We start from the raw sequence: 25,181 nt of genomic DNA, 5'->3' as shown, positions 1-25,181 counted from the left end.
GTGCAGCGTACACGCTCGCGGCACCGCCATCGATTAACATATCCGGTTGCCCAGCCCACCTGCCAGAGCCATGTCCCCCCAAGCATCCAGCGCCACCCCCATGCCCGGCGACGACGAGAGCCGGATCCTCGTGGACGACTGGCGCGCCAGTCTGCGTGCCAGCTGTCCGGCGGCACGTGAACTGCTGGCGGGGCTGGCCAGTGCCTCACTGACACCGCTGGCGGATCTGTTCTACGAGGTGATGCTGGGCGATGCGCGGGCGGCGCGCTTCCTGACCCACAGCCAGGTCAGCCAGCGCCTGAAACCCTCGATGCAACGCTGGATCCGCAGCCTGCTGGAAGCCACCGAGGGCAGCATCCAGGAGTTGGTACTCAGCAACCAGCACGTGGGCCGGGTGCACGCACGGATCAATGTGCCGGTGGACCTGGTGGCGCGCGGCATCCGCGTGCTGCGCCTGCGCCTGTCGCAGACTATCGCTGCAACCGATGCCGACGCCCGCACGCGCATGGACGCGATCGCCGTGCTCAACACCTCGATGGACATCGCGATCGAGAGCATGTCACTGGCCTATGCCGACGCGAACGAGCGCACCTCGCGCACCGATGCAGCTTTCCGCCTGTTCTCGCTGGTGCAGAACGTCGGCGCCGAACGCGAACGCCAGCGCGCCCTGCTGCTGGACTGGGAAAACACCCTGCTCTACACCATCGCCGGTCACGGCGGCACCAACGGCGAGAACCCGCATCTGGCGGCCTCGGAGTTCGGCCTGTGGTTCGTGCACAAGGGCCTGCCGAGCTTCGGTGACAACACCGAAACCGCGCGCATCGTGCAGCTGATCGCACAGGTCGACCATGGCCTGGACCAGATCAGCGCCGGGCCCGGCGACGCCGCCGCACAGGCCGCCGTGCTGCGCGACATCCGTACCGACCTGGCCTCGATCCGTCACCTGCTGGGCATGCTGTTCGAGCGCGTGGGCGAACTGGATGCCGGCTCGGATGCGCTGACCAACCTGCTCAACCGCCGTTTCCTGCCGCCGGTGCTGCGCCGCGAAATCGAACTGTCGAGCCGTACCCGGCGCCCGTTCGCGCTGTTGCTGCTGGATCTGGACCACTTCAAGCAGATCAACGACAGCCACGGCCACGACGCCGGCGACCGCGCGCTACAGCACGTGGCCACGCTGCTGGGCCAGAACACCCGCGGCAGTGATTACCTGTTCCGCCTGGGCGGCGAAGAATTCCTGATCGTTGCCGTCTCGATCGGCGACCGCCAGGCGGTGGATCTGGCCGAAAGCCTGCGCGAGCGCATCGCCGCATCACCGCTGACCCTGGCCAATGGCGAATCGCTGACGATCACCGCCAGCATCGGGGTCGCGATCCACGATGGCGATCCGGATTACGAGCGTCTGATCGCACGCGCCGATGCCGCGATGTACGCCGCCAAGCATGAAGGCCGCAACCGCGTGGCCTTGGCCAGCGCGGAAAACTCCGGCAACGCGCAGCGGCGCGCGATCAGCGAGCGCTGACGGGAAGAAAGTATCGGTTTGCTTGTCGGCTCCGGGCGGCCGTTGCCGCCGCCACGCCATCCGTGAACCCGGACTCAGTAGCGGATCAGCGCCGAGCCCCAGGTGAAGCCGCCACCGAAGGCTTCCAGCAACAGCAGCTCACCGCGCTGCACCTTGCCCGAGCGCACCGCTTCATCCAATGCCAGCGGCACCGAGGCGGCCGAGGTGTTGCCATGCCGGTCGACGGTCACCACGACGCGGTCCATCGGCATCTGCAGGCGCTTGGCGGTGGCGGTGATGATGCGCAGATTGGCCTGATGCGGAATCAGCCAGTCCAGATCGGCACGTGTCAGATTGTTGGCGTCCAGGGTTTCATCGACCACCGCGTCCAGGGTCTTGACCGCGACCTTGAACACCTCGTTGCCGGTCATGTGGACCTTGATGCCATGGTTGGGCGCACCCTCGATGAATCCGCGCGAAGGCCCCACCGGATTGTGCAGCAGATGCTCGTAGCCGCCATCGGCATGCAGATGGGTGGACAGGATGCCGGCCTGTTCATCGGCCTTCAGCACCACCGCGCCGGCACCGTCACCGAACAGCACGCAGGTGCCGCGATCTTCCCAGTCGATGATCCGCGACAGGGTTTCAGCACCCACCACCAGCGCGGTTTTTGCCGCACCGGAACGGATGAACTTGTCGGCCACGCCAAGCGCGTAGACAAAGCCCGAGCAGGCCGCATTGACGTCGAACGCCGGGCAGCCGTTGGCGCCCAGCCGATGCTGCAGCAGGCAGGCGGTGGACGGGAAAATGATATCGGGCGTGGTGGTGCCGACGATCAGCAGATCGATCTCGGAGGCCTCGACACCGGCAGCTTCCAACGCGCGGGTGGCGGCTTCGAAAGCCAGATCACTGGTGGTCTGGCCCGGCAGGGCGATGTGGCGCTGGCGGATGCCGGTACGCTCGCGGATCCACTGGTCGCTGGTATCGACCCGCTTCTCCAGATCGGCATTGGTGACGATATTTTCCGGCAGATAACTGCCGGTACCGGCAATGCGTGCGTAAACCTGCGCCATCGCCCGCTCCCTGTGTGATGAGTGATCGAAAGACGAAAACGCGACGTACCCCGGGGCACGTCGCGTCATATTCGCCTTGCTGCCGGGACCGCGCGGGTGCGGTTCGGCGGATTGATCGCGCGCGGCCTTCAGGCCGCTGTCGCGTCAGTCTTCGGCGGCGACGTCGCTCTTGACGTCGATGACCTTGCGGCCCCGGTAGTAGCCATCGCGCGTGATGTGGTGGCGCAGATGGGTTTCACCGGTGGTCGGATCGGTGGCGAGCTGCTTGGCCGTCAGTGCGTCGTGGGAACGGCGCATGCCGCGGCGGGAAGGGGTTTTGCGACTTTTCTGGACAGCCATTGGAGAATCCTCGGGATCAACATCTACGCGCGCGGAGCGGTCACTGCTCCGGACGCTGCTTCAAACCGGCCAATACCGAGAACGGATTGACCCGTGTTTCATTGTCGCCAGCCGCCTGCCCGGCGTCTGTTGCCTGCACCATGCCATCGGGCATCGCTACCGCAACATCGCTCACCGGCACCACCGGAACGGCCAGGATGAGTTCATCCTCGATCGCTTCGGCCAGTGCCAGCGCGCCGTCATCCGGCAACAGGATCGCCTCGTAGCCTTCCGGCAGGCCAGCCTCATCGCGCTCATCGCGGATCAGGCCCAGCCGCTGGTACAGCTCCACCGGCAACTCGAAGCGTTCCAGCGTTCTCTGGCAAATCAGCGGCAGATGCGCGCGGACGTTGATATCCAAAAAGGCGATGCCCAGGGCATCGTTTCCGAACTCCAGCGTGTAGTCGCACTTGCCGGCCGTATCGGCCAGATAGCCCTGCAATCGCGGGAGCTCCGCCAGTTGCAGGGTGCCTTCGAAGATGCGCCGGGACGAGACCATCCGCCACGCATCAACCACTTCGGGCAGGTCTTTCGACATAAGCGCAGAATCATAGCCAGAACCGATACGCACGTCAATTGGATTGCGTCGGAAGATCAGCAGCAGCCGGCCGTTACGGCGCAATCGCCCGCGCCTGCCGACCACTGCCACGCCCGAAGATACGCAGGCAACAGTCTTGAACCCGCCCGGGCTGGCGATGGATCGCTATGATCGCGGGCATGAATCTTCCCCGCAAACGCACCGGGACACCGCAGCGCTGGATCTGGCTGATCGCCGGCCTGTTGCTGCTGATCGCCCTGCAGCTGCTGGAACGCGGCAACGATCCGGCCCCGATACCTGCACCCGACAACACTCCGGCGGCCCGGCAACACGCCCCACGCAGTGATCCAGCATTGGCCTTCCTGCCGCGCGAAGCCCACGCCACGCTGGCGCTGATCGACCGGGGCGGGCCTTTCCCGCATCGCCAGGACGGCACCGTGTTCCAGAACCGGGAGCGCCTGCTGCCGCAGCGCGCCCGTGGCCATTACCGCGAGTACACCGTCGCAACACCGGGCCTGAACCACCGTGGCGCACGCCGCATCGTCACCGGTGGCGACCCGCCGCGCGAGTGGTATTACACCGACGACCACTACCGCAGTTTCCGCGCCTTCCAGCGCCAGGAACAGCCATGACCGATATCGAACTTGCCGCCCTGCTGGCCGATGCACGTCGCGCCGGAACCTGCCACGTCCAGGCACATGAACGCACGGCGATGATCGAAGCCGCCACCACACTGGATTTCGCCATCATCACGCTGGATCTGGCCCCGGTGCGGGGCAAGTCCACGCTGCTGGACGCCATCGCGACCGCACTCGAATTCCCGCACGATTTCGGCCACAACTGGGACGCGCTGGCCGACAGCCTGGGCGATCTTTCCTGGCGGCCGGCGCCGGGCTACATGCTGCTGATGGAGCACGCCGACACCCTGCGCGAAATCGCACCACGGGACTTCACCACTCTGCTGGAGATCCTTGACGAGGCACGCCGAAGCCACGCCCGCGCCGATGTGCCGTTCTGGATCCTGCTTGCCCACGCCGCAACCGATGAACCCTGCCAGAAGGCTCCCGCCCCGTCGCAGGATCCGCCATGATCACACCGATGTTCCAGGCCACGCAGTTCCCGCCGCGCATCGCCAACTCCCGCGCGTTCCATGCTACCGTTCCCCACCGTACTGCAAGCCTAGGGGGAGCGCCGGTACGATCCGCGCGCGAGCGTCGCTGACGCACTGCCTGCCAGCGGGTTCCGAACGCACGCCACCACCATCAAATCAGGGGACTCAAGCATGTCGAAACTGTTGGAGCTGATGCGCGAACTCGGGCGCAACGCCGCGCTTGCAGAAGAATACAAGGCCAATCCGGATGTCGTGATGCAGAACGCGAGCCTCTCGGACGAAGAAGCACGCGCGCTGCGCGAGAAGGACTACGACGCGATCAAGCGCCTGACCGGGTTGAGCGACGGCCAGTTCGCCACCAACCAGGTCGTCCTGGCCTACGACGAGTAGTCGTCCCCCGCGCGGGCTTTCGCATGGCACGTCTTCCACATGCCGTGGGCGCGGTATTGCTGGCAGCCGCCGCGGTTGCAGCCAGCACCCAGGCGTGTGCAACACTTCTGGCCGGCAGCGTGCCCATCCATCACACTGAGCAAGGGCTGAATCCGCCGCTGCCCCCCACCTCCGGGCAGCCGCCCGTCGAGCAGGCGGAAACTTCCCTCGACGAAGCCCACCTCGAGGACCAGTATTCACGCCTGCGCGATCTGGCCATCGCCGGTGACCAGGTCGGCGCGTTGCGCGGTCTGGTGGATTTGCTTGAACTGGAGCTGCCGGTACAGCTCCGCCTGCGCACCTATGTCACCGCCATCAGCGTGTCCACCAATCTCGAGGACTGGCACAGCGCCTTCACGTTGCTCAACGATGCGCTGGAATACCTGCCTGCGGCACCGGACCACACCGCCTGGCTGCTGGCCGCGGCCAGCCATCTGCACACCCAGGTCGACGATATGGAACGTGCGGTCGAACTGGCGCGCAGCGCGATGCGTGCAGCAGAGGAAAGCAATAACGACTTCCAGATGTGCCGTGCCGCCTCGGCCCTGGCCTTCGCGCATGAAACCACCGAAGCCCCGACGCTGGGCAAGCAATGGCGCGAGCGCCAGGTCGATTACTGCACCCGCGCCGACGATGGCCTGTTCGTCGCCAACGGCCAGTTCGGCCTGGCCAAGACCCTCGCCATGCAAGGGCAGTACGCACAGGCACTGGAATGGGGCGAGAAAGCCCTGGCCGGCCATCTTGCCCATGGCTACGAAGCCGGTGCCAACAACACCCGGGAAATCATCGCCCAGTGCCTGATCGCATTGCGAAGGGACCTGCCACGGGCTGAAGCCATACTGGCCAGCTTGGCGATCGTCTACCGCGAAAACCGTTTCATCCGCAGCCTGGCCAATGTCGAGCTGATGTCAGCCGACCTGGCCGAACTGCATGGCGACCTCGCCACCAGCGCAAAGCATCTGCGCGAGGCGATGCGGTTCGATCGGGAAGCCGAACGCGCGATGCGCGCGCGGCAGCTGGCCTACTTCCAGATCCAGTTCAATACCCAGCTCAAGGAGCAGCAGATTTCCCTGCTGGAAGCCGAAAAGGCGCTGGCTGAAGCCACGTCGATGGCGGCCCATCGACGCCAGCTGCTGCTGGGCATCAGCGCTGCAGGTCTACTGATCACCGCGATCCTGCTGTCGCTGCTGCTGCGCCACACCCTGCGCGAGCGCCAGCGCTACCGCTGGGAATCCGAACACGACGGCCTCACCGGCCTGGTCAACCAGCAGCACCTTTACAAACTGGGCAACGAGGCTTTCGAGAAATCGCGCCGTCAGGCGACGCCCTTCACTGCCGTGGCGCTGGATATCGACCTGTTCAAACAGATCAACGACAGCCATGGCCATGCCGCCGGCGACAGCGCTCTGCAGGCCCTGGGCGGCTGGATCAGCAGTGCGGTCGGAAGCCGCGGCATCGCAGCCCGGCGCGGCGGCGATGAATTCATGATCCTGCTCAACGGCGACATCCGGCAAGCCAGAACCATGCTGCAGCGCTTGCGCGAGCGGATCGCCCCGATCACCGCGCACGACCAGACCTTCCGCATCACCGTCAGCGCCGGCCTGTGTCAGGCCGAGGAAAGCACCTCGTCGCTGGCCAAGCTGCTGCATCAGGCCGATCAGGCGCTGTACCGCGCCAAACAGCAAGGCCGTGACCGCTCGGTCAACTGGCATGAGCTGGTGCCGGACGAAACCGATTCGGTGGGCAGCCTGGTGGTGGTGGGCAGCGGCATCCAGTTCGGGCGCCACGTCAGCGAACGCACGCTGTCGGAGATCCAGATAGCGCAGGTGGTGTTCTGCCTGGCCGATCCTTTCGCGCTGGCGATGATCAGCAATCTGCGCCCGGATGCGATCAACCTCGGCGCCCATTACGCACCTGGCAAGGACAGGCGCGAAACCTACCGCGACATCGACACCGCGATCATGCGCGAAGTACTGTCCGGCAAATCCGTCTGCGCGGTGTTCTATGGCCATCCTGGTGTCTTCGCCGACGTCCCGCACCGGGTGGTCCGCAAAACCCGCGCCGCCGGACTCAAGGCGCGCATGGAGCCCGGCATCTCGGCCGAAGCCTGCCTCTACGCCGATCTGGGCATCGACCCGGGCCAACGCGGCGTGCAATCACTGGAAGCCACCCACTTCCTGTATTACGACCGCCACCTGGATCCGCAGGGACTGGTGCTGCTTTGGCAGGTGGCGCTGGCCGGCGACTGGACCTGCACCCGGCTGCATGCCGAACGCGACGGCCTGCAGGCGCTGGTGACCAAACTGCTGCGCTGGTACCCGGCCGACCACGAAGTGATCCTGTACGAAGCCGCGCAACTGCCAATCGACACCTTCCGCGCCGAAACCCTGCGCCTGAGCGACCTGCCCAACGCGCACTACAAGGAATTCACCACGCTGGTGATTCCGGCGCTGGACGTGGAACTGCGGCGCGACAAGACGTTCACGCCGGTTACGGCATAGGTGCGGGCCAGCGGCGAGCACCCTGGCACAGCGTCACTTTTGCCGATCAGCCCAGTCCCTCACCGCCCCATCCGGGATAAGGTGAAACCGGCAACGAACCGGGCACATCATGAGCACACGATCCGTAGCCAGGCCCGTCACTTCCACATATTGAACATGATCGGCTGATCGACATTGGTCATGCAGCGGTTGCAACCACATCGACAGTTGCACTATCCGCCCCTTCGCCCGGACATGCCCCTCCCTGAGCAATCAGGACTTCACCACAACCCTTGCTGCACAGGCATCGTATCCGCACGCGCCAGCACGAACGCACGCTCAAGGGTCTTGTCGCCGATTCCGGGAGTTGCCGCCAACTGGTTGAGTTGATGGATATGCGGGCTCGCCACGGCGGCTCGAAGCAAGCCAATGCGGCGGGAATCCAGCCCAGTGGCATCCTTGATGCCCTGCTCGTCGCTTTCCAGCAGGCGCTGGCGGAAACGCCCATACAGATCGTCCGGGGCCTTCGGGTCGTAGTGGTGGATTTCCACCGGGATACGACACTGCTCCAGATGCCTGGTCATCACATCCAGTACATGCTGTCGATCCAGCCCACCGTGCTGGGCACCAAGCAGCGGGAAGGCCACCGATTCGATGCCCCTTTCCTCATAGGTGTCCAGAAACCTCTCCAGCCCCTCGCGCAGGTAGCTTGCGCGCGAGGGATGGCGCCAGTGCTGCTTCGTGGGGAAGTTGAGCACCCAGCGATCTTCCCCGCGGTACAGCCACAAGCGGCCAACCTGCAAACTGCCGTCGGCGCACAACTGCACATAACGCTCGAACATCCGGGGCCAGCGCAAACGGCATTCCAGAGCCATCCCAGCGCCCATGACGCCAACGCAATTGACCGTATTCACCAAGGTCTGGCAAGTACTGGTGAAGATGTTTCCAGTAAGAATTTTGATCACGCTCATCCTCAGAAGAAGAGGCCAGGATTGACCACGGTTGGCAGGCCCAGCACCTCGTCCGCATACGCCTGCACGTGTTGATTCTTGCTGACCACCATCTCGATCATCTCGACCGGGATCGTGGCAGGCAGCAGGACTTCGGCGCAACGCTGACGCTTGCCGTCAGGCAGCCAGTTCCACCTGTCGGCGCGCAGCACTTCATCAGCACGATAGGACGTGGCAATGGTCTTGCCAAAGAGGGTGCCGCCACTGGCAGCATTGCCATCGGTAAAAAGCGGCTCGAGGTCACTGGCCTGCTCGATATCCAGCACCAGAAGCGCGAAGTCCTGGCTGTGATAGCGCTTGCAATACATCATCGGATTCCGCGGATTGAGGTAGAACGGCACGTAATCGTGCACGCAGCGCCCATGGAAAGGATCAGCCATGCCTGCGCGCCGCGCCTGAACCTCGGGATTGGAGATATCCTCAATATTGATGTCGTGCGAGCGCACACGGCTGTGCGACAGCAGCCCATGGCTTGCGATCGACCGCAAGTTCCGCGCATGCGTGATGTGATACGCCTTGCGGTAGAGCTCCAATCCCTGCACCACACTCTCCTGCACCCGTCCGGCCAATTGCCGAGCGCCAGTGTCTGCGGACAGCCCAGTCAGGGGTCGGTTGCAAGCTTGTAACCGCGAGCGCCTTGCGAATCCGACGCACCCTGCAATTGGACAAAAAGCAGGGGACGCTTCATGTACGCCGTGGGATATGACATCGCCAATTCATCGCGCCGCACGCGGATACGCTCCGTGCTGCGTCAGGCAACACCGCTCTGGCAGAAACCCTTCTTTGTGCTGGACCAAAGTCGGCACGATGCCCTTGCGCTCTGGCGCGAGTTGCTCCCGCATCTTGACGAGGACCACGATGGCCTGGCGTTAGTCGCCATCGCATCACCCCGGCCCCGGCACGGCCTGAGCGTGACGGCCGCACCTGCCGGAAGCGGCATCTTCCTTTTCGGCTGAGGAGCACAGACGATGTCCACCCTCCTGATCGACCGACGCAATGTCAGCCTGGATTACGAAGGCCAGTGCCTGATCGTCCGGCACCCTGAACTGCCTACGCGCAGCATCCCCATCAATCGCCTGCAGAAAGTCGTGTGCATGCACGGCGTGGATCTGCACACCCGGGTACTGGGCCAGTGCCAAAGCCGCGGCATCGACTTCATCACACTGAACGCGCGCCACAGCGACAGCAGCTTTGCAATCCACGCCTCGCATCAGCAACAGGCCAGGCGGCGGCTGGTGCAATACGAATTGAATGCCCAGCCCGAACACGCCCTGCCCATCGCCCGCCGCCTGGTACACCTGAAGCTGGCCAACGGGCTGCGGCTGCTGCGGCGCGATGCCGACAGCTTGCATATCGACATGCTGGGCCAACTACTACAACGCGTGCGTCGCAGCCCTGATGCCGACAGCTTGCGCGGGCTGGAAGGCAGCGCGCAGCGCATCCTGTTCGCACACTGGCGTCGCCTGTTGCCCGAATCTCTGGGTTTTGAGCAACGCCGTCGCCGGCCACCGCCGGATCCGGTCAATGCCCTGCTCTCACTCACCTACACCTTGGTGTACCACGAGGCCATCCGACAATGCCTGGTCTTCGGGCTCGACTCCTGGCTGGGTTTCTATCATCGCCTTGCGCATGGCCGTCACTCATTGGCATGCGACCTGATGGAACCACTGCGTCCCCGGATCGAGCTGTGGGTTGTGAACCTGTGCCGCGAAAAACTGCTGGACAACCGGCATTTTTCCAACGCCAGCGGGCAGTGCCTGCTGGGCAAGGCCGGGCGTGAACTCTACTACCAGCAGTGGTATCCGATGCAGCAACAATGGGGCCGTCACCTGCGCCGCCACGCTGGCGTACTGGCACGCCACCTTGACAGCCTGCCACCGCAATCACCCGTGGAACAGGCAGCATGACCCCGTTCTGGTATCTGGTGGCCTATGACATCCACCAGCCACGTCGCGGCCAGCGTGTATACCGGGAAATCCGCAAACACGGCACGATGCTGCTGGAATCACTCTATCTGTGCCACGGCACCGGGCAGGAGTTGAACCAGCGCCTGGCACGGTTGCGTCATCTTGCCGGCCCTTCCGCCTCCGATGTGGTCGCCTACCGCCTGCGGCCAAGTCAGCCAATCCACCTGGCCGGCACGGCACGACCAACCGCCGGCATACATGAATTCGGATTGCCGAGCATGAGCGCATGGTCGGCGTGCGATAACGAGGATGGCCACTGAAGATTGTGCTGAATCGTGCCAGCGCATATGGCCTGAACCGTCAAAACGATTGGCAGTGAGACGTGATCCGCGATCTCCGGGGCGACCCTGCCTGACGGTGAATATGAGGTGCCTTAATCCCATTATTTGCTGGGCAGTTCCGGAACGCAAGCAAGCTGCGGGAAATCCCTGCTGAATAGTCTTAATCCCATTATTTGCTGGGCAGTTCCGGAACTTCCGCCGCGATGGAAGAAATCCCGGAATGGGCGGTCTTAATCCCATTATTTGCTGGGCAGTTCCGGAACACTGGAGGGGTACATCATCCTCTCCGAAAAGAAGTCTTAATCCCATTATTTGCTGGGCAGTTCCGGAACGCTCGGTGGATCGACACCCGCGGCATGGGCAACGTCTTAATCCCATTATTTGCTGGGCAGTTCCGGAACGTTGATGAAGTCCTCTGGGCCTTCGAGGAAGAAGTCTTAATCCCATTATTTGCTGGGCAGTTCCGGAACGCGGAAGAGCTGGGAAGCCTGCCCGATCCCGTAGGTCTTAATCCCATTATTTGCTGGGCAGTTCCGGAACAACGGCCAGCAGCTTGAGGGCTACATCGTCCTGTCTTAATCCCATTATTTGCTGGGCAGTTCCGGAACCCATCCCGGTGTTGAAGATCATCGCCATCACGGGTCTTAATCCCATTATTTGCTGGGCAGTTCCGGAACTGTGGCCGCTTCCACCGCACGTCGCCTGCATACGGTCTTAATCCCATTATTTGCTGGGCAGTTCCGGAACTCCAAGCCCGGAAACATTCTTTCCACATCAACAGCTTGCAACCCACTTCCGGATGATCGTTTTTTGACCACTTCGTTGGCTAAAATTTGACCACCCTGTACATGAGCCGGCCTCAGTCTACGCCAGCCATCACTCGGACGCCAGCCCCTGCCTGAAGCCCGGCTTCGGCCTTGATGAGCGCCTTGCAGCGGCATCGTGGCACGCCCCAACAAGCAGGGCCAGGCTTAGGCATGATCCGCCTGGAGTTGATCCGGCGCGATCACGGTGAAGTGATCCTCGAAGTTGGCAAAGCCGTATTCAGCCTTGCCATATGGCCCAAAGTTCTGGGGAATGAACTGACTGGCTGTACGCTCTCCGAAAATGGCCTTGAGGCGTTTCCCCAGATTGCTGCGGCGGTACTCGAAATCACCACTGCCGGAAAAGTCACCCACCTGCATGGCATTGATCGATTTGGCCAGCTCGGGAAACTTGCGCTCGACAGCCGCGCCTTGTTTTTGGGCTGTGCGCATCAGCGACTCATCCCGGCTCTGCAGATACTCACAGAACCTGCCATATTCCATGCCCAATTGGCGGCCGGACTCCTCCAGTTCCGCCCGACGCAGGTTGTCCTTGCCCTGATGTTGTCGCCAGGCCATCCAGCACAGCAGGGACAAATCCGCGGCACCCAGGCCTTCCAGCGGCTGGTCATCAAGCTGGAACACCAGTTGTTGCAGATCGAGTGTGAGCCTGTGGGTCTTGCGGCCCGCTTCTGCGGCGTTCACCGCCGCACTGAAGGATTGACGGCCGGCGAGAAGATTGCTCTTGCGACGTACCGCTTCCGGCAGTTCATCGCGCAGGCGCACGAACGGGATGTTGGCAAGGTCCACCCGCGCCTGGCTGGCGTCCAGATCGAAACCGTTCCTGCCTTCGATCCGTGCACGGGTGGGCGTGGGGTAATAAAACGCGGGATGGTTCTCGAACCCTTCCGATACCAGCACATGCGACAAGCGATCCTGGTCGCGGCCGTAAAGCGACAGTGCGTATCCGGCGTAGTAACCCATGGTCTTTCGCCCACCCGCCATCGAGACATGCAGCGCGGCATCGGGCTGATCCGTGCGCTCGCGTATGAAGCCGGTGATGAAATCTGCGGCAGCCTCGTTGTCAGCCGGACTGCGGATATCGGTCAGAGCCTGGCCTTCCGAATCGCTGATGACATGGATACGCGAGGCATCAAAGATCTCCGGATCAAGCTGGTAGTCGCGACATAAGCGCAAAAACCAGCCGTTGTCACCCAGCAGATTGAGGCTGGCATGGCGTGCCCCTTCCGCCGTGCTGATCAGATGGACTTCGGTGGGCACGAAGGCCGGCTCCTGATGGATCAACGCGTACAGGGTTTCGGTGAGGATCTGCGCGGACTTGCCGCTGACGGCAATCAATACGCGGTGAGGGAATTGTTCCGGACTCATTGTTGTTTCTGGGTGTGCACGAATTCACCATCATGCAGCTTCAGGCGGGCGGCAGGGCGGTGGCAAGCTTGCTTCAAGAACTTTGTGCCACAGGCTGGATGCCGAACGACAATTTTCCTTCGTCTCACTGTTGCCTGGCCCAAGCACAAAGATCCAGTTGGCTGTCATCGCCGCCCTCGCTGGAGCTGTAATCACTACTGGTCGCCAGCAACGTTCATCATGCGACGGACACAACAAAGAGCCGCTAGCGCGGGGCTCCTTGACTGCAGAGCGCGAACTCCCGGCCCAGCCAACCGCCATGTGGGCAATGAAGCTCGAGCGCGTCTCGCCAGCAGCAGCGGCCTTCGCATCGATGCGCTTGAGGACACGGCGCTGGAAGACGCACCGCCCAGCCGATGATAGGTCAGCAGCAGGCTGTCGTCGGGCTGGCGGATCATGTAGGGATTGATTTCGCCGCTGTTGACCCAGCCCAGGTCGATCGGCGAGGAAGGCGAAAAGGTTTCGCCGTCGGCAGACGTGGCGCGGTGGATGCGGTAGCCGCCGCTGGCGTTGCTGAGGTGGAACAGGGACCAGGCTTTCTCGCCCGTCTGCACCAGCGCGGCATGGTGCTCGTTGCCGGAAGTGGCGACGACTGACACCAGTATGCTCCAACTGTCGCCGCCATCGTCCGAGCGGGTCAACCACAGATCGCCGCTGAACGAAGCATCGAGGCGCTCGAACACCAGCACCCGCTGCTGCGGCTGTTGCCACGGCACGGCGACGCTGGCCTGGTAGTCGTTGCCGGGGCCGGAGACTACCGCCTGCTGCGCAAAAGCGATGGCGCACCATGGCAGGCTGGCAAGGAGTGCAGCTGTTCGGCGCATGGAAGCCTCGTTGTGGACGGTTGGAACAGGCGGTCAGGATCCTTCGCGGCTCGGGCCTTGCGCAAGAAGCAGTGTGTTCTGGACAGCGACCGCAGCCGAACCCATACAGCGTGGGTCGTCTCCATGCAGCTTGCGGGTGCCGCAACGGACTCATCTGGACTCGACTGCCCAGGTGGAAATGAACCAGGCACCGCCTCGCCAATCCGTGGCCAAAAGTGTCACAAACTTGGTGGTCGTTTTTGGCACTTTTGCGAGATGAAAAAAAGTGCCAGTGCCACAGAACCTGTCACAGAAAGCGTCAAAGAACTCCTGAGTCCCAAAAAGCAAAAGGGCCAACAAGCGCTAACTTGTTGGCCCTTTTGGCTTTTATATGGCGCGCCCGGAAGGGTGGGCCGTTGCGGCTTGCGAAGCACCGCTTCGCGCAACGGCGAACGCCCGCCGCGCTGCGGCGGGCCGGAAATCCGACGGGCGCACAAAAAAAACCGGCCCAAGGCCGGTCTTTCATAAAATGGCGCGCCCGGAAGGATTCGAACCTCCGACCCCCAAGTTCGTAGCCTGGTGCTCTATCCAGCTGAGCTACGGGCGCGTGAGAAGCGGAATTATGTGCGGTTCTGGCGTTGCCGTCAATACCTGAATTCCACTTTTCCCGTTTTCCGCATCCAGCCGCGTGCTGCGGGTCAGGTTGCGGGGGAGACTGGCGGAGTGAGAGGGATTCGAACCCTCGATAGAGCTTTTGACCCTATACTCCCTTAGCAGGGGAGCCCCTTCAGCCTCTCGGGCATCACTCCGTTTTCTTCTGCCGCCGCCGAATCGGGTTGCGGCGCGACAGACTGGAAATCTTAACCGTTCCGGGCGGCCTGGTAAAGACCATTCGGCATCGATCTGTTCCGAACCGTGTCCATCACATATGCCGGCAAGGCCTCAGTCGACCTTGCTGACCTCGGCGGATTCCGGCTGTTCGGCGTCCACGCGCAGGATGCGCTGGAAGATCTCCTCGCGATGCACGGACACATCCTTGGGCGCGCTGATACCCACGCGCACCTGGTTGCCCTTGACCCCGAGGACGGTCACCGTGACCTGCTCGCCGATCATCAGGGTTTCCCCAACTCGGCGGGTAAGAATCAACATTTCACACTCTCCTTGTCGCCCGATCCGCATCCGCGCGGATCCCCTGTCCGGGCGGTACCTCGCGTGCGCGGGGTACTGCCGATCCTTGGCACACACCTGAACGGTGCGTGAAAACTGTCCAGATACTATCGCAACGCAGCAAAAGCCTGCAAACCGCAAGATGGTCGAAGGCACGGCCTGAGGAAACGGACCCGACACACTGAAGTCACGACGGTTACACCATCCTGGCGCCGGACTGTCCGCAACGCCCGGCCATTTCCGGCCGGGTGCTGCGCGCCGGCCCTGCTCAGCCGAGCCGTTCGCGCACGAAGCTGCCCACCTGTTCCAGCGCGGCCGGTAGACGCGCATCGTCTTCACCGCCGCCCTGGGCCATGTCCGGGCGGCCACCGCCCTTGCCGCCAATCTGGCCGGCGACATGGGCCACGATCTCGCCGGCCTTGATCTTCTGCAGCGCCCTGCCCTGCACGCCGGCCACCAGCGATGCTTTTGCGCCATCGCCGGATGCCAGCAGGATCACCGCGTCGGGCAGCTTCTGCTTGAGCTGGTCGACGCTGTCGCGCAGCGACTTGGCGTCCAGGTTGTCCAGACGCGCGGCGACAACCTTGATGCCGTCGATATCCTGCGCGTTCGCGGCCAGGTCGCTGGCGGCACCGGCGGCGGCCTTGGCCTTCAGCGATTCCAGTTCCTTTTCCGCCTTCTTCTGGCGTTCAAACAACTGGCGCAGCTTGTCGACCACATCGCCACGGCTGCCGCCGAGCAGGTCGGCGACCTGTTCCAGACGGCGCTCTTCCTCTGCGATGTAATCCAGCGCGCCCTGCCCGGTCACCGCCTCGATGCGGCGGATGCCGGCGGCCACCCCGCCTTCGGAGATGATCTTGAACAGGCCGATGTCGCCGGTGGCCTGCACGTGGGTGCCACCGCACAGTTCGGTCGAAAATTCGCCCATGCGCAGCACGCGGACTTCGTCGCCGTATTTTTCGCCGAACAGCGCCATCGCGCCGAACTCCAGCGCCTCGTCCATCGCCATGTGGCGGATTTCCGCCTGGGCATTGCCACGGATGCGGGCGTTGACCATGGCTTCGATCTGCGCCAACTGGGCGCTGTCGATGGCCTGGAAATGGGAGAAGTCGAAGCGCAGCCGATCCGGCGCCACCAGCGAGCCCTTCTGCGTGACGTGCGTGCCCAGCACTTCGCGCAGCACCGCGTGCAGCAGGTGGGTGGCGGAATGGTTGAGCACGATGGCCTGACGGCGCTGGGCGTCGATGTTCGCCTTCACGCTGTCGCCAACCTTCAGCGTGCCGGCCTTCAGCGTGCCGACGTGGCCGTGGTAGCTGCCGGACAGCTTCTGCGTATCGGATACGGTGAACAGGGCATCGCCGGCGGTCAGCTCACCGGTATCACCGACCTGTCCGCCGGATTCGGCGTAGAACGGCGTGGTGTCCAGGATCACGGTGCCGATTTCGCCGGCCGCCAGCGCCTGCACCGGGCTGCCCTCGCGCAGGATCGCGAGCACCTTGCTGGCATCCAGCCGGCTCTGTTCATAGCCGACAAAACGGGTCGGCGCGAGGGTGGCGACCAGATCGGCCGGCAACATGCCGCTGCCGGCAAACTTGCTGGCGGCGCGTGCCTGTTCGCGCTGGCGTTCCATTTCCGCCTCGAAACCGTCCATATCCACGCTCCAGCCGTGCTCACGCGCGACATCGGCGGTGAGATCGACCGGGAAACCGTAGGTGTCGTACAGCGTGAACGCGGTCTTGCCCGGCACCTGGCGCTGCTTTGCCGCCAGCGAGCCTTCGTCGCGCAGCACCGAATCCAGCAGCTTCATGCCGTGTTCGAGGGTTTCAGCGAAGCGCTCTTCTTCGTTCTTGAGCGCGTTTTCGATCGTGGCGCGCTGTTCGATCAGCACCGGATAGGCATCGCCCATCTGTTCGATCAGGGTGCCGACCATGCGGTGGAAAAACGCTTCGCGCGTGCCCAGCATCCAGCCGTGGCGCAGCGCACGGCGGATGATCCGGCGCAGCACGTAGCCGCGCCCCTCATTGGAGGGCAGCACGCGGTCGGCGATCAGGAAGGCGCAGGCGCGGATGTGGTCGGCGATCACGCGCAGCGAGTTGTTTCCAAGATCGGCGGTGCCGGTCAGCTCCGCGGCCTTGCGGATCAGCGCCTGGAACAGGTCGATTTCGTAATTGGAATGCACACCCTGCAGGATCGCGGCCAGGCGCTCCAGGCCCATGCCGGTATCCACACACGGCGCCGGCAGCGGCACCAGGCTGCCGTCGGGCTGGCGGTCGAACTGCATGAACACCAGATTCCAGATTTCGATGAAACGGTCGCCATCCTCGTCCGGCGAGCCGGGCGGACCGCCGGCAATGTGCTCGCCGTGGTCGTAGAAAATCTCGGTGCAGGGGCCGCAGGGGCCGGTGTCGGCCATCTGCCAGAAGTTGTCCGAAGCGTACGGCGCGCCCTTGTTGTCGCCGATACGCACGATGCGGTCTTCCGGCACGCCGATCATGTCACGCCACAGTTCGTAGGCTTCGTCATCGGTGTGGTAGACGGTGACCAGCAGGCGCTGCGCCGGGATGTTCCAGACCTGCGTCAGCAGTTCCCACGACCAGGCGATCGCATCGCGCTTGAAGTAGTCGCCGAACGACCAGTTGCCCAGCATTTCAAAGAAGGTGTGGTGGCGCGCGGTGTAGCCGACCGAATCCAGATCGTTGTGCTTGCCGCCGGCGCGCAGACAGCGCTGCACGTCGGCCACGCGCGGCGCGATGGGCTTTTCGCTGCCGAGGAAGGCGTTCTTGAATTGCACCATGCCCGAGTTGGTGAACAGCAGGGTCGGGTCGTTGGCCGGCACCAGCGGCGCGGACGGCACGATGCGATGCTCCTTGCGGCGGAAGAAGTCGAGGAAGTCGTTGCGGATCTGGCTGCTGGTTTTCATGGACTGACGATTGGGCGGAAGGGACGGTGCTGCGGCAGCAGCAAGGCGGCCGGACGGCTCCTTCACGGACCCTGCCCAACCGATGCGGCGCTGCACCAGGACCGGCAAGAGTATCAGTTTGTGGCGCTCCTGCGCTGTTGCAAGCCCTGGCGCGGCGCGGGTGGGCCTTGGCCGGTCCGGCTCCACGATCAGGCGCCATCACGCGCCCGGGGAACATCTGAACAGGGCGTCATTACGGCGAACACCCGGTATCCGGCACGTCATTGAAAAGGCTGGTTATTGAAAAAGCGTGATTCCGGTGTGACCAGCTTCGCTGTTGGAATTCGCCAAGATGACGCTGTGAGGCTTGACCGGACACTCCCCAAAGGATGGCCCGGTCAGATATCCCCGGAATCCACATCATTTTCTACCGCACGCAGCGCGGCGTGGATCGCGTCCAGATCAAAACCACGGCGTTGCAGGAAATTGCCACGCTTGGCCTTGTCGTTGCGATCGCGCGGCGGCCCCGGATGGCGGCGGCGCAGCAGTTCCACCGCTCGCTGAGTCCAGTCGGTTTCACAGGCTTCCAGAGCAGCCTCGATGGCCGCATCGTCAATGCCGTGCATACGCAGTTCGGCACGGATGCGCAGCGGCCCCTGACCGGAGTTGGCACGGCTGCGGGCCAGCGATTGGGCGAAACGTTCGTCATCCTGCCAACCGCGTTCGGCCATGTCGTCCACGGCGGTCTCGGCGGATTCTTCGTCGATGCCGCGCTGTACCAGCTTGCGCAACAGTTCCTGACGGGAGTGTTCGCGCCGGGTCAGCAATTCCAATGCCTTGCGGCGTGGATCAGGTGGCGGTGGAGTTTCGCGCGCGGCGCGTGATCCGGGCTGCTCCTGTCCATCCTGCCCTGCCACATCCGGTTCGACATCGAACCCGGCCCGGGCATCGGCAAGACGGGAAGCCGCGTCCAGATCAACGGAACCGGACGCGCCCTCGTCTCGCTGGCGCGCGGCCGGGAAACTTCCCCGACCGCGCCGCAACCCCCTCATGCCTCTTCGGCCGCCTCGGCGTCTTCGCCTTCTTCTCCGGCGAAGATCGCGGGCGCAAACTTCTCGCGCAGGCGGCTTTCCAGTTCGGCCGCCAGCGCCGGACGCTCGCGCAGGTACTGGCGGGCGTTGTCCTTGCCCTGACCGATGCGCTCGTCACCGTAGCTGTACCAGGCGCCGGCCTTGTCCACGATCTTGGCGTCCACGCCCATGTCGATCAGTTCACCTTCGCGGCTGATGCCCTCGCCGTAGAGGATCTCGGTGACGATCTGCTTGAACGGCGGCGCCATCTTGTTCTTGACCACTTTGATGCGGGTCTGGTTGCCGATGATCTCGTCGCCGCGCTTGATCGAGCCGATGCGGCGGATATCCAGGCGCACCGAGGCGTAGAACTTCAACGCGTTGCCGCCGGTGGTGGTTTCCGGGCTCTGGCCCGGCATCATGATGCCGATCTTGTGGCGCAACTGGTTGATGAACAGCACCAGGCAGTTGGAGCGCTTGATGTTGCCGGTCAGCTTGCGCAGCGCCTGGCTCATCAGGCGTGCCTGCAGGCCGGGCAGCTGGTCGCCCATGTCGCCCTCGATCTCGGCCTTGGGCGTGAGCGCGGCGACCGAGTCGATCACCACCATGTCCACCGAGTTGGAGCGCACCAGCATGTCGGCGATTTCCAGCGCCTGCTCGCCGGTGTCGGGCTGGGAGATCAGCAGATCTTCCAGATTGACGCCCAGCTTCTGCGCGTAGCTCGGATCCAGTGCGTGCTCGGCATCAACAAAGGCGGCGGTGCCGCCGGCCTTCTGGCACTGCGCGATGGCCTGCAGCGCGAGGGTGGTCTTGCCGGAGGACTCCGGGCCGTAGACCTCCACCACACGGCCCTTCGGCAAGCCGCCGATGCCCAGCGCGATGTCCAGCATCAGCGAGCCGGTGCCGATGACTTCAACCGCCTCGGCGGCCTTGTCGCCCATGCGCATCACGGCGCCCTTGCCGAACTGCTTTTCAATCTGGGAAAGGGCGGCGGAAAGAGCGCGCTTCTTGTTGTCGTCCATGTCTGTGTCCTTGGTCGGGTAAGCGGAGGATTGATCGGGGAAACGGGGTGTTGCGATGTTGGATGCAAGCTTAGGGGGCGCCTGTCTCACAGGCTGAGATTGGCGCCGGGACCAGCTTCGCGCAGTGGCGACAAGGCCGGCCATCGGTACTTGCCCGGCCATCGGCTAGGAAAATTCCGGAAGAAAGATTGCGAAACCCGGTCATCGGCGCACGCTGCGATTGGGCCGGATCAGGCCGCAATACAGGCCTTCGAGCGCGAATTCGGCGTCAGCCGGCACCTGGATCGGGGCAAAACCGGCGTTGCACGGCAGCAGCCGGATGCCGCTGGCGGTCTGCTCGAACACCTTGATCGTCAGCTCCTCATCCAGCCGCGCCACGACAATCTGGCCGTTGCGCGCCAGCGTGCTGCGATGCACGCCGACCAGATCGCCATCCAGGATGCCTTCCTCGCGCATGGATTCACCCTCGACCCGCAGCAGATAGTCAGGCACGGGCGAGAACAGCGCGGGATCGAGCGTGAGTTCGTGTTCGACGCCGGCATCGGCGCCAATCGGCTCACCGGCCGCGACCCGCCCCAGCACCGGCAGACGCAGCACCTCGGTAATGGTTTCGTCCAGCGCCAGCTGACCCTGCGGCGGCTGCGGATGCTGCTTGATACGGATGCCGCGCGCGCGCCCGGGAAGACGCTCAATGGCACCGGCCGCTTCCAGTGCTTCCAGGTGGTATTGCGCCGCACGCACCCCCTTGAAGCCGAACGCACGCGCGATTTCGGTCTGCGACGGCGGCAAGCCGTCGGCCTCGATGCGCTCGGCGATCATCGCCAGGATGGCCTGCTGGGTATCGGTGATATCCATGATTAGCAGTATTACTACTAACAGGCTGGCTTGCAAGTGCCGGCGCGGTGCGACACGAGGCTGTTGTCAGGGTGAGAAGGTGGGCACCGGAGCGGCGAGTGCTTTTGCTTGCAGTTATTGCGGAAAGCTCCCCCTCACCCCAGCCCTCTCCCCCGCTCGCGGGGGAGAGGGAGTGTTTCTGTCACCCCGAAGCAAGTCCTGGAATCCGCGCCGACGCGCAGCCGCAATCTCAGCCCAGCAGGCCGTCGACCCCTTCCAGTGCAGCGGCCACGGTCTGGCGGCGGATTGCATCGCGGCTGTCGCCATCGAACAGGAACAGGCGCGCGCTCGGATATCCGCCACGCTTTTTCCACGCGATCCAGACACTGCCGACCGGCTTGTCGGCGGTGCCGCCACCCGGCCCAGCAATGCCGGTGACGGCCACCGCGACGGTGGCGCCGGAATGGATCAGCGCGCCGTTGACCATTTCCAGCGCGGTTTCCTCACTCACCGCGCCCTCGCGCAGCAGGGTTTCGGCGCGCACGCCGAGCAGCGCCTGCTTGGCCTCGTAGCTATAGGCCACCAGCCCGGCTTCGAACCAGTCCGAACAGCCGGCCACATCGGTGATGGTCTTGGCGATCCAGCCGCCGGTGCAGCTCTCCGCCGTGGCCAGGGTGTGGCGCTGGTGGGCAAGCCTTTCGCCGAGGGCTTTTGCCTGGGCCAGCAGCTGGGTATCGCTGGGCACGGAGCCGGAATGTTCGGATGTGGTCATCGTTGCAGCCTGCTTGTTGGGCCTGGTGACGAACGGAAGTGCGCTCACTCCTCATCCGGCCAGCGCGGCATCGCCGGGGCGTTGCGCGCGGGTGTCGGAAGATGGGGTTGCAGGGCCTGCCACAGTGCCAGCGCATCGCGCAGCGGCGCCACGTCGTGCACGCGCAGCAGCATCGCGCCACGCTGGGCGGCGATCAGATGGGCCGCGACCGATGCGGCCGCGCGCTCACCCACTTCGCGCCCAGTAATCTCGCCGAGCATGCGCTTGCGCGACAGGCCAGCCAGCAGCGGCACGCCCAGATCGGCGAAAGCCTCCAGCCGTGCCAGCAGGTGCAGATTGTGGTCCAGGTTCTTGCCGAAACCGAAACCCGGATCGATCACCAGACGTGATTTCGGGATACCGGCCAGTTCGCAGGCGAACAGCCGGTCCGCGAGGAAACGCCGCACCTGCCCGACCACATCGTCGTACTGCGGCGCATCCTGCATCGTCCGCGGCTCGCCCTGCATATGCATCAGGATCACCGGCACGCCCAGTTCGGCGGCGGCCTCCAGCGCGCCATCCTGCGTCAGCGCGCAGATGTCGTTGATCAGGCCGGCGCCGGCTGCGACTGCGGCACGCATCACCTCTGGCTTGAAGGTATCGATGCTGATTGGCACCTGGGTGGCGCGGGCCAGGCCTTCGATCACCGGCAGCACACGCGCCAGTTCGGTTTCAAGCGGCACCGCATCGGCACCGGGGCGGGTGGATTCGCCGCCGATGTCGAGCGCGTCGGCGCCGGCTTCGACCAGTTTCAGCCCGTGTTCGATCGCGGCCTGTGTGCTGTCGTACGCGCCGCCGTCGGAAAACGAATCAGGGGTGACATTGACGATGCCCAGGATGCGCGGCCGGTCCAGCTTGAGCGGGCGGCCGGCGCAATCCAGGGTAGGCGTGATATCGAACATGGGTGGTCGCAATCCGGGAGGGCGCGGGCCATGCCCGCTGCGCAATTATGCCGCGTTGATCCCGCCCGGATCGCCCTTCCCGGCGCCTTAGACCTGCGGCGCCGGACCGCCCAGCGGAGCACCGCCGGCGGCAGGACCGGAATCACCGCGACCCGGCGGCGGCGTACGGCCACTCTTGGCCCAGTCGGCCGGTGGCCCGGGCTCGCGCCCGGCCATGATGTCGTCGATCTGGCTGGCGTCGATGGTTTCGTACAGCAGCAGCGTATTGGCCATCACGTGCAGCTTGTCGAGGTTCTCGGTCAGGATCTCGGTGGTGCGGGCGTAGGCGCGGTCGAGGATGCCGCGCACCACTTCGTCGATCCTGCGCGCGGTTTCGTCCGAGACGTTCTTGGTCTGGGTCACCGAACGGCCGAGGAACACTTCGTCTTCTTCCTCGCCATAGGAGATCGGGCCCATTTCATCGGACAGGCCCCACTTGGTGACCATGTTGCGCGCCATCTTGGTCGCACGTTCGATGTCGTTGGAGGCACCAGTGGTAACCTTGTCGGCACCGAAAATCAGTTCCTCGGCCACGCGCCCGCCGTACAGCGAGCACAGCTGCGACTGGATCGCGACCTTGTTGTAGCTGTACTTGTCGCCTTCGGGCAGATACATCGTCACGCCCAGCGCACGGCCGCGCGGAATGATCGTGACCTTGTAGACCGGGTCGTGCTCGGGCACTAGGCGGCCGACGATGGCGTGGCCGGCTTCGTGGTAGGCGGTGAGCTTCTTCTCGTCCTCGCTCATCGCCATCGAGCGGCGCTCGGCACCCATCAGGATCTTGTCGCGGGCCTTGTCGAAGTGCTCCATCCGCACCTCGCGCGCATTCTCGCGCGCGGCGAACAGCGCCGCCTCGTTGACCAGATTGGCCAGATCGGCACCGGAAAAGCCCGGCGTACCACGCGCCACCACCATCGGCTCGACATCGTCGTGCAGCGGCACCTTGCGCATATGCACCTTGAGAATCTGTTCGCGGCCCTTGACGTCTGGCAGCCCCACGACAACCTGGCGGTCGAAACGGCCCGGGCGCAGCAGCGCCGGATCGAGCACGTCGGGGCGGTTGGTCGCGGCGATCACGATCACGCCCTCGCCACCCTCGAAGCCGTCCATTTCGACCAGCAGCTGATTCAGCGTCTGCTCGCGCTCGTCATGGCCACCGCCCAGACCGGCACCGCGATGCCGGCCGACGGCGTCGATTTCGTCGATGAAGATGATGCACGGCGCGTGCTTCTTGGCCTGCTCGAACATGTCGCGCACGCGGCTGGCGCCGACGCCGACGAACATTTCGACGAAATCCGAACCGGAAATGCTGAAGAACGGCACCTTGGCCTCGCCCGCGATGGCACGCGCCAGCAAGGTCTTGCCGGTGCCCGGCGGGCCGACCATCAGCACACCGCGCGGAATCTTGCCGCCCAGCTTCTGGAACCTGGAAGGATCGCGCAGGAATTCGACCAGCTCGCCGACTTCCTCCTTGGCCTCGTCGCAGCCGGCGACATCGGCGAAGGTCACCTTCACCTGGTCCTCGCTCTGCATCTTGGCGCGCGATTTGCCGAAGCTCATCGCACCGCGCCCGCCACCGCCGGACTGCAACTGCCGCATGAAGAAGATGAAGATGCCGATGAAGATGATGTACGGCAGCAGGTTCAGCAGGATGTAGGTCAGCGACGGCCCGGTGGAGATCGGGCTCTGCACGATCTTGACGTTGCGCGTCACCAGGTCATCGATCAGCTTGGGATCGTTGGGCGGCAACGACACGCTGAACTTGCCGCCATCCTTGGTGGTGCCGGTGAGCTCGCGGCCGTTTTCCGAAAACACCACCTCGCTCACGCGCGCATCGCGCACCTGGGTGAGGAACTCGGAATAGGACAGCCCCTGCGCCGTCGTGGTGCGCGGCGTGAAGCTCTGGAACACCGCCATCAACACCACGGCGATGACCACCCACAACACCAGATTCTTCGCCAGATCGTTCATTCTCTATACCTTGCCCGCATCCGGGGCCTGTCGTTTGTCGGTTGCCAGCGCATAGACCTCGGAAGATCGGCTGCGTGACGCTTCCGGCTTGCGCACCCTGACCTGTCGGTACAGGCGGCGCAAGTCGCGGATGTAATCATCAAAACCCGTGCCCTGGAACAGCTTGATCAGAAAACTGCCACCGGGCCGCAGATGCGCCTGCGCGAAATCGCGCGCCAGTTCGGCCAGGTACATCGCGCGCGGCTGGTCGACCGCATCCATGCCGGACATATTGGGCGCCATGTCGGAAAGCACAAGGTCGACCGGCTTCCCGTCCAGCAGCGCCTCAAGCTGCGCCAGCGGTCCGGCCTCGCGGAAATCGCCGTGGATGAACTCGACCCCGGCCAGCGGCGGCATCTCCAGGATGTCCAGCGCCACCACGCGCCCGCTGTCGCCCAGTTCGCGCCGCACCAGCTGCGACCAGCCGCCCGGCGCGGCACCCAGATCGACCACGGTCATGCCGGGCTTGAGCAACTTGTCGCGCGCCAGGATCTCCTCCAGCTTGTAGGCCGCACGCGAGCGCAGGCCCTCGGCCTGGGCCTTCTTCACGAAACGGTCGGAGAAGTGCTCGCGCAACCAGCGCTGGCTGCTCTTGCTGCGTGACATCGGAAAAATCGGTCCGTGGCTC

The 25,181-nt window shown here is 64.1% G+C and carries 24 protein-coding genes, 2 tRNA genes and 1 CRISPR repeat array; of the genes, 8 read left to right on the top strand and 18 right to left on the bottom strand.

The features are described 5' to 3' along the window. Positions 1-70 precede the first annotated feature (70 nt). Positions 71-1,519 carry a GGDEF domain-containing protein gene (locus WDB66_RS02615; RefSeq protein ID WP_339396899.1) on the top strand — a complete coding sequence of 483 codons (1,449 nt, stop codon included), beginning with the start codon at positions 71-73 and terminating at the stop codon, positions 1,517-1,519. A gap of 74 nt (positions 1,520-1,593) precedes the next feature. Here WDB66_RS02615 and WDB66_RS02610 read toward each other — a convergent pair whose 3' ends face one another. The 3 genes from WDB66_RS02610 to WDB66_RS02600 form a co-directional block, all read right to left on the bottom strand. Next, positions 1,594-2,571, bottom strand: a complete 978-nt coding sequence (locus tag WDB66_RS02610; protein WP_339396897.1) for a beta-ketoacyl-ACP synthase III — start codon at positions 2,569-2,571, stop codon at positions 1,594-1,596. A gap of 144 nt (positions 2,572-2,715) precedes the next feature. Beyond that, a complete protein-coding gene (gene rpmF / locus WDB66_RS02605; RefSeq protein ID WP_339396895.1) occupies positions 2,716-2,910 on the bottom strand; it encodes a 50S ribosomal protein L32 in 195 nt (64 codons plus the stop codon). A 40-nt stretch (positions 2,911-2,950) separates the two neighbouring features. Then, entirely contained in the window at positions 2,951-3,487 is a 537-nt protein-coding gene (locus WDB66_RS02600) for a YceD family protein (protein ID WP_339397230.1), read from the bottom strand. Between the two features lie 179 nt (positions 3,488-3,666). On the opposite strand from WDB66_RS02600, the gene WDB66_RS02595 reads away from it, so the two are divergent. The 4 genes from WDB66_RS02595 to WDB66_RS02580 all read left to right on the top strand — a co-directional run bounded on the left by WDB66_RS02595 (position 3,667) and on the right by WDB66_RS02580 (position 7,528). Continuing rightward, a complete protein-coding gene (locus WDB66_RS02595; protein ID WP_339396893.1) occupies positions 3,667-4,119 on the top strand; it encodes a guanyl-specific ribonuclease in 453 nt (150 codons plus the stop codon). Continuing rightward, complete coding sequence (locus WDB66_RS02590) at positions 4,116-4,577, top strand: barstar family protein (RefSeq protein ID WP_339396891.1); 462 nt, start codon at positions 4,116-4,118, stop codon at positions 4,575-4,577. The genes WDB66_RS02595 and WDB66_RS02590 overlap by 4 nt, the downstream gene beginning before the upstream one ends. A 192-nt stretch (positions 4,578-4,769) precedes the next feature. Then, entirely contained in the window at positions 4,770-4,988 is a 219-nt protein-coding gene (locus WDB66_RS02585; protein WP_339396889.1) for a hypothetical protein, read from the top strand. 23 nt (positions 4,989-5,011) lie between these two features. Continuing rightward, positions 5,012-7,528, top strand: a complete 2,517-nt coding sequence (locus tag WDB66_RS02580; protein WP_339396887.1) for a diguanylate cyclase — start codon at positions 5,012-5,014, stop codon at positions 7,526-7,528. Between the two features lie 260 nt (positions 7,529-7,788). On the opposite strand, the gene WDB66_RS02575 is transcribed toward WDB66_RS02580, so the two are convergent. Together WDB66_RS02575 and WDB66_RS02570 are read right to left on the bottom strand one after the other, a co-directional pair. After that, entirely contained in the window at positions 7,789-8,478 is a 690-nt protein-coding gene (locus WDB66_RS02575; RefSeq protein ID WP_339396885.1) for a macro domain-containing protein, read from the bottom strand. Between the two features lie 2 nt (positions 8,479-8,480). Then, complete coding sequence (locus WDB66_RS02570; RefSeq protein ID WP_339396883.1) at positions 8,481-9,059, bottom strand: DUF4433 domain-containing protein; 579 nt, start codon at positions 9,057-9,059, stop codon at positions 8,481-8,483. A 144-nt stretch (positions 9,060-9,203) separates the two neighbouring features. On the opposite strand from WDB66_RS02570, the gene WDB66_RS02565 reads away from it, so the two are divergent. Genes WDB66_RS02565 through WDB66_RS02555 form a run of 3 tightly spaced genes read left to right on the top strand, consistent with a single transcriptional unit; the run spans position 9,204 to position 10,744 of the window. Further along, entirely contained in the window at positions 9,204-9,473 is a 270-nt protein-coding gene (locus WDB66_RS02565) for a CRISPR-associated endonuclease Cas2 (protein ID WP_339396881.1), read from the top strand. Between the two features lie 12 nt (positions 9,474-9,485). Then, positions 9,486-10,424 carry a CRISPR-associated endonuclease Cas1 gene (gene cas1, locus WDB66_RS02560; protein ID WP_339396879.1) on the top strand — a complete coding sequence of 313 codons (939 nt, stop codon included), beginning with the start codon at positions 9,486-9,488 and terminating at the stop codon, positions 10,422-10,424. Continuing rightward, positions 10,421-10,744 carry a CRISPR-associated endonuclease Cas2 gene (locus WDB66_RS02555; protein WP_339396877.1) on the top strand — a complete coding sequence of 108 codons (324 nt, stop codon included), beginning with the start codon at positions 10,421-10,423 and terminating at the stop codon, positions 10,742-10,744. Before cas1 ends, WDB66_RS02555 begins: the two co-directional genes overlap by 4 nt. A gap of 110 nt (positions 10,745-10,854) precedes the next feature. Further along, positions 10,855-11,512: a CRISPR direct-repeat array (repeat unit 36 nt; unit sequence GTCTTAATCCCATTATTTGCTGGGCAGTTCCGGAAC). A 224-nt stretch (positions 11,513-11,736) separates the two neighbouring features. Here WDB66_RS02555 and csm6 read toward each other — a convergent pair. From csm6 to rlmE, 13 genes are all read right to left on the bottom strand, one after another. Beyond that, positions 11,737-12,957, bottom strand: a complete 1,221-nt coding sequence (csm6, locus tag WDB66_RS02550; RefSeq protein ID WP_339396875.1) for a CRISPR-associated ring nuclease Csm6 — start codon at positions 12,955-12,957, stop codon at positions 11,737-11,739. A gap of 194 nt (positions 12,958-13,151) precedes the next feature. Beyond that, the gene (locus WDB66_RS02545) at positions 13,152-13,820 is read right to left on the bottom strand and encodes a sialidase family protein (RefSeq protein ID WP_339396873.1); all 669 of its coding nucleotides are present in this window, start codon (positions 13,818-13,820) and stop codon (positions 13,152-13,154) included. A 509-nt stretch (positions 13,821-14,329) separates the two neighbouring features. Beyond that, positions 14,330-14,406 (bottom strand) — tRNA-Arg (locus WDB66_RS02540). A gap of 109 nt (positions 14,407-14,515) precedes the next feature. Further along, positions 14,516-14,608 (bottom strand) — tRNA-Ser (locus WDB66_RS02535). Positions 14,609-14,741: 133 nt separating this feature from the next. After that, complete coding sequence (gene csrA / locus WDB66_RS02530) at positions 14,742-14,948, bottom strand: carbon storage regulator CsrA (RefSeq protein ID WP_339396871.1); 207 nt, start codon at positions 14,946-14,948, stop codon at positions 14,742-14,744. A gap of 286 nt (positions 14,949-15,234) precedes the next feature. Continuing rightward, complete coding sequence (gene alaS / locus WDB66_RS02525; protein ID WP_339396869.1) at positions 15,235-17,886, bottom strand: alanine--tRNA ligase; 2,652 nt, start codon at positions 17,884-17,886, stop codon at positions 15,235-15,237. 377 nt (positions 17,887-18,263) lie between these two features. Further along, positions 18,264-18,917, bottom strand: coding sequence for a regulatory protein RecX (locus WDB66_RS02520; RefSeq protein ID WP_339396867.1), 654 nt, complete (start codon positions 18,915-18,917; stop codon positions 18,264-18,266). Further along, positions 18,914-19,957 carry a recombinase RecA gene (gene recA / locus WDB66_RS02515; RefSeq protein ID WP_339396865.1) on the bottom strand — a complete coding sequence of 348 codons (1,044 nt, stop codon included), beginning with the start codon at positions 19,955-19,957 and terminating at the stop codon, positions 18,914-18,916. Before recA ends, WDB66_RS02520 begins: the two co-directional genes overlap by 4 nt. 201 nt (positions 19,958-20,158) lie before the next feature. Beyond that, on the bottom strand, positions 20,159-20,812 hold the full coding sequence (gene lexA, locus WDB66_RS02510; protein WP_339396863.1) for a transcriptional repressor LexA: 654 nt from the start codon (positions 20,810-20,812) through the stop codon (positions 20,159-20,161). Positions 20,813-21,041: 229 nt separating this feature from the next. After that, entirely contained in the window at positions 21,042-21,563 is a 522-nt protein-coding gene (locus tag WDB66_RS02505; RefSeq protein ID WP_339396861.1) for a CinA family protein, read from the bottom strand. 44 nt (positions 21,564-21,607) lie between these two features. After that, on the bottom strand, positions 21,608-22,504 hold the full coding sequence (folP, locus tag WDB66_RS02500) for a dihydropteroate synthase (protein WP_339396860.1): 897 nt from the start codon (positions 22,502-22,504) through the stop codon (positions 21,608-21,610). A gap of 87 nt (positions 22,505-22,591) precedes the next feature. After that, positions 22,592-24,514: an ATP-dependent zinc metalloprotease FtsH gene (gene ftsH, locus WDB66_RS02495; protein ID WP_339396858.1), complete on the bottom strand. Its 1,923-nt coding sequence runs from the start codon at positions 24,512-24,514 to the stop codon at positions 22,592-22,594. A 3-nt stretch (positions 24,515-24,517) separates the two neighbouring features. Further along, positions 24,518-25,159, bottom strand: coding sequence for a 23S rRNA (uridine(2552)-2'-O)-methyltransferase RlmE (gene rlmE, locus WDB66_RS02490; RefSeq protein ID WP_339396856.1), 642 nt, complete (start codon positions 25,157-25,159; stop codon positions 24,518-24,520). Between the last annotated feature and the right edge of the window lie 22 nt (positions 25,160-25,181).

It is taken from the genome of Denitratimonas organivorans (assembly GCF_037478135.1).
GTDB lineage: Bacteria > Pseudomonadota > Gammaproteobacteria > Xanthomonadales > Xanthomonadaceae > Denitratimonas.
Note: the sequence above shows the minus strand (reverse complement) of the source record. Positions and strands in the feature narration are given on the sequence as shown.